Annotated in this window: 4 protein-coding genes; all 4 read right to left on the bottom strand. The window is 32.1% G+C overall.

The window, feature by feature from the left end:
- Window positions 1–324: 324 nt before the first annotated feature.
- The 4 genes from V7024_RS16245 to V7024_RS16230 all read right to left on the bottom strand — a co-directional run bounded on the left by V7024_RS16245 (window position 325) and on the right by V7024_RS16230 (window position 3,714).
- Window positions 325–717, bottom strand: coding sequence for a hypothetical protein (locus tag V7024_RS16245; protein WP_335521775.1), 393 nt, complete (start codon window positions 715–717; stop codon window positions 325–327).
- Between the two features lie 623 nt (window positions 718–1,340).
- Window positions 1,341–1,832, bottom strand: coding sequence for a DM13 domain-containing protein (locus V7024_RS16240; protein ID WP_335521773.1), 492 nt, complete (start codon window positions 1,830–1,832; stop codon window positions 1,341–1,343).
- An 89-nt stretch (window positions 1,833–1,921) separates the two neighbouring features.
- A complete protein-coding gene (locus V7024_RS16235) occupies window positions 1,922–2,980 on the bottom strand; it encodes a sensor histidine kinase (RefSeq protein WP_335521771.1) in 1,059 nt (352 codons plus the stop codon).
- Window positions 2,977–3,714, bottom strand: coding sequence for a response regulator transcription factor (locus V7024_RS16230; RefSeq protein ID WP_335521768.1), 738 nt, complete (start codon window positions 3,712–3,714; stop codon window positions 2,977–2,979). Before V7024_RS16230 ends, V7024_RS16235 begins: the two co-directional genes overlap by 4 nt.
- Window positions 3,715–4,617 lie beyond the last annotated feature (903 nt).

Below are 4,617 nucleotides of genomic sequence, written 5' to 3'. Positions count from 1 at the left end.
TGGTAATATGATTGGTGCAAAAAAGTAACTAAAATAACTCAAAGAAGATAAGATATGATTCCCTTTCATGATGTTCACCTCTAAAAAATTTATTATGACTTCTTATATCTTTATTATTACATTGAAATACTATATGAACTATCTAATAACCTTACATAAAGATGACAGTTCTGTAAGGTTAGTAAAACAAACAAGCTATCTACAAAAGCCTTTGTTTCTTGTTGAGGATACATATATCTAAAAATACTTTATACTCTCCGTTACGATTGCTCCGTCTTCTCTTATAAGTAAAACAAATATTTTAACAGCAAAATACTTAAGATATTAACTAATAAACCTTATGAACTTATATTTTTTATTCAGTCTATGGAAATCTTGCAACAAAAATGCAATTGTTATGATAGCCATGAAACCATTAACTGCAAGAGCTATTATAGTCAATAATTCCGTAGTAGGTGATAACATGATACAAAGTGAAACAATTGATGCAATAAATGGAACAACCTGTCTTGTTATGCCATGCCCCTCGTATTCCTTAAGTTTGGGAAGTATTCTACCGATAATTAACAATAAAGGAGTGGTAGCCAATATACCTAACCATCCCAAAGCATTTTCAACAAACCAAGGTAGAAATGGCAGGGCTGAAAAAAATATAAATAAGTTCAGTACTAACAGAACTAATTGTATGAGAGATAATCTTAGATGTATTTGTTTCATTTTGTTACACCTCCGATATTATACAAATTTAATTATGTTTTATTTTTTAATGGTAGTCATTTTTGTACAGTAAAGAATTCTCAACGCTTCATAGCATGATTTCAATTGAGTAAAAATAGCTATTTTTATTCAGTCTCAAAGAATCGAATTGGCAAGCAATACTTCTGCTTCGCTACAGTTATTTATAGGAATGCAGCTCGTTTTCTTCGTTTTGAGAACACTAAATACTTTAATTTTAAGATGATGTAACCCCCTTACCGTAAATCATTAAACTCTACTATTATAAGAAGATACAAACTGTACATCATTCATTTCATTGGCTTGCTATATTTTTAATTTAAAAAGATTCATAATCCAGATCCCATTCTATATAAATCCATTTTAATTTTTCGACATATAAATCGTTGCTATGCAGAATACAACATGACCTTTACTTGCTTGCTCCCTTTGTTTGTAAACCTCTCATGTGGCAGGAAAAGGACCTGACCGCTTCTATGCACAGCCAAATGCTCTTGTCCTCCTCTAAAAGAAAGGGGTTTTTATGTCGTTTTTTTAACTTGCATATATGCAAAACACAAAAACAGGTGATAGATTTCAACTCTATCACCTGTTTTTATTATTTCTTATTTTGCAAAATAAGCTGCACCAAAGTTTTCATTAAATCTCTTACACCATACAGAAACTGCTCCGTATGCACTTATATCTATTTCATCAGGAATTTCATAGTTTTGATCGCCTTTGTTGCCCTTTAATTTTCCTAATTCAATATATTTATAATTTTTAACGTCCTCATTATTTTTCAATTGCTTCGTAGGGACCAACACAACACGAACGTCCGGGCCATTAGAAGTTGAAAAATGAGTAAGGCGTAAAATACGTTTTCCATCAGCTAATTGATAGATTGTTGCGGTTCCTGTCGTTTCATGAACACCGCTTTGAAACTGACCCTCACTTATTAGGTGTTGTTGCTTTATTTCTTTTGACTTCATTTCAGCTTGCGGTAATGCTTCATTTACTTTCTTATCAATAAATAATTTCTCTGGGCGAAACAAAGACCACAATATCCCTCCAATAATTAGAAATGCTCCTATAAGAAATATATATTTTCTTTTCATAAATTAAATTCCCTCCTCTAACACTTATATATTAACAAGGAAATCTCTCATTTCGATAACATAACTATTACAAAAGTCTTTCAGCAGTCTTATTTCTTTTCCGATGTAATAGGAAGTGTAAACCAAAATTCACTTCCTTGTTTCCCATCTGAACGATCTCGCACCCCAATGTCTCCTTTATGCATTTCAACTAATGATTTCGCAATAGCTAATCCAAGCCCTGATCCGCCAGATTGTGAACTTCTGGACTGATCCGTTCTATAAAAGCGCTCAAATATGCGTAATTGATCATTGTATGAGATGCCTTCTCCTTCATCACGCACAATAAATTGAACATGTTGTTTCTGCTTATTTTCCTGCACAATCAACTCAATTGTAGAAGATGCAGGAGAATATCGGATTGCATTATGTAACAAGTTACTAATCACACGTACTATTTTACATGGCATGATCCAAAGCCGAGGCAATGTATCTGAAACATGTACGTCTAAATGCATCTGTTTTTCCTCAACCAAGATAGAATGTGAATCTAGTACGTCTATTAACACTCTGTCGACATGCGTTAAGCTTGGATAAAACTCTTCTTGCCCAAGTTCTAACTTAGAAAGATCAAATAAATTATTAATTAAGCCATTTAGTCTTTGCATTTCCTGTAATATAGTCGCTAAGTACTGCTTTTTCATGTCAAGGTCTTCAATTACATCATCTTGTAGTGCTTCTATCATCAATTGTATGCTAGCTATAGGTGTTCGTAAGTCGTGTGAAATATTTGCAATCAGCTCTGTACGCGCTTTTTCCCCTTCTTCTAACTTCGTAAACCCTTCTTCTAACTTTTTCGCCATCTTCTGAAAAGCTGTTGCAAGTTCTTTAAATTCTTGTGGTTCCTGTCCAATTATATACATCGTTTCAAAATGTCTATTACCAAATTGTTGTGTTAATGCAATTAAATTTTGAATGGATCTGATAATCGGACGTGTTAATAGCCAATAAATAAAAGTTGACAGAAGCATTGCTACAATCGCAACTCCTGTTAATAACCGAGTTTGTTCCGGTTTAAGTAACATTCTCGTATCACTGTACCATATCGCAATGACCATAATACTCATGCTTAATAAATTCATCAATAACAATTGATAACGTAATTTCATGTTTCATTTCCTCCATTTGGATCAAAGCGATACCCTATGCCCCAAACTGTATGAATCCAACGATTCTTTGTCGTATACTTATCTAATTTTTCACGTAAACGACTCATTAATACCGTTACTGTATTGGTATACCCTTCATATTCAAACTCCCAAATTTGTTCAAGAAGCTGCGACCGAGAAAATACTTGTTTTGGATGTTTTGCCATCGTATAAAGTACTTCAAACTCTTTAACTGTTAACTCAACCTCATTCCCACAAACAAACACACATCTCTTTGATGGATAAATCCCCAAATCTGGAAACTCTATCACTTCTAATTCAGATTCAAATTCTAGTTCTGGTTCTGGTTCTTTCGTTTGCACTACTGGCTGATTTCCTCTTCTTAATATAATTTGAACCCTTAATACTAATTCGCGAGGTGAAAACGGCTTTGTCACATAATCATCTGCTCCCATTGTTAAGCCTAAAATTCGATCCCTTTCCTCTCCCCTAGCAGTTAACATAATAATAGGAACATTAGATTGTTGACGAATTTCCTCACATAGTTCCCAACCATCTTTTTTTGGCATCATTAAATCTAAAATAATTAAATCTGGTTGATATTGTTGAAATACATCCCAGCCTTCTGTTCCATTTTCAGCTGTATATACTTCATACCCTTCTCTCTCTAAATACCGTTTACATATTTCTCTAATATTCTCTTCATCTTCTACAATTACAATTCTTTTTTTCATAACCAGAACCCTCACTGTTCTTTTATACTAATGTAAAAGCATTTCTCATGCTCAAAATACTTATAATAACCTTTTATGTAAATATAATAATTAACAATATATTTATCCTAAGTCAAGTGCCATAGTCATACATTCACAAAAAAGTCATGAAAAATAATTATACAATTCAGGTGATATACTTAAAAGGAGAATACCGTATATTTACAAGACTTGGAGGATTAAATATCGAAGCTTTAAAATTTTGATTATAGGAGTGGAATGTTTTTTTAGATAATATAAGTCTCCATTGCTATCAACAGGGACCTTGTTACCAATTATTAATACTATAATCAATTTCTACTAAACTTAAAAAAATCTTGTAGTAAAAATACAATTGTTATGATAACCATTCCAAAATTGACTGCAAGAGCTATTATAACAGAAAAATCGGTGATATATGAGGATACAATACAAATTGAACAGATTGAAGCAAGAAATGGAATTAATTTTCTCGTTGCGGTTATTACATATCCCTTATTCTTCTGAAGATAAATTATAATGACTCCAATACCAAATAATAAAGAAGCAGTAATCAAAATTCTAAATCAAGGTAAAAACTGCACCGTTAAAGAGAATATAAATAAGTTAAGTACTAAAACAAATAATCGTATAATAGATAAATTTATATGTAAGGTTTATTTTTGCACTGCTATACATGACCAGATTCCCTGCAAGAAGAAAAGGGCTTTAAATTATTTCTTATTGTATATGATCTCTCCTATAAATAGAAACAGACTGCAAAACTTTCAAAAAGAAATGTTTTGCAGTCTTATGATTTCTTGCTTTACCTCATATTTTGGGTATTATCCTAACTATTCCATTTCACTTTATAATGTCCATTATGATCAAAAACAACGTCCCTAG

Source organism: Bacillus sp. JJ864 (genome assembly GCF_036963045.1).
Classification (GTDB): Bacteria; Bacillota; Bacilli; order Bacillales; family Bacillaceae_G; genus Bacillus_A; species Bacillus_A pseudomycoides_C.
Note: the sequence above shows the minus strand (reverse complement) of the source record. Positions and strands in the feature narration are given on the sequence as shown.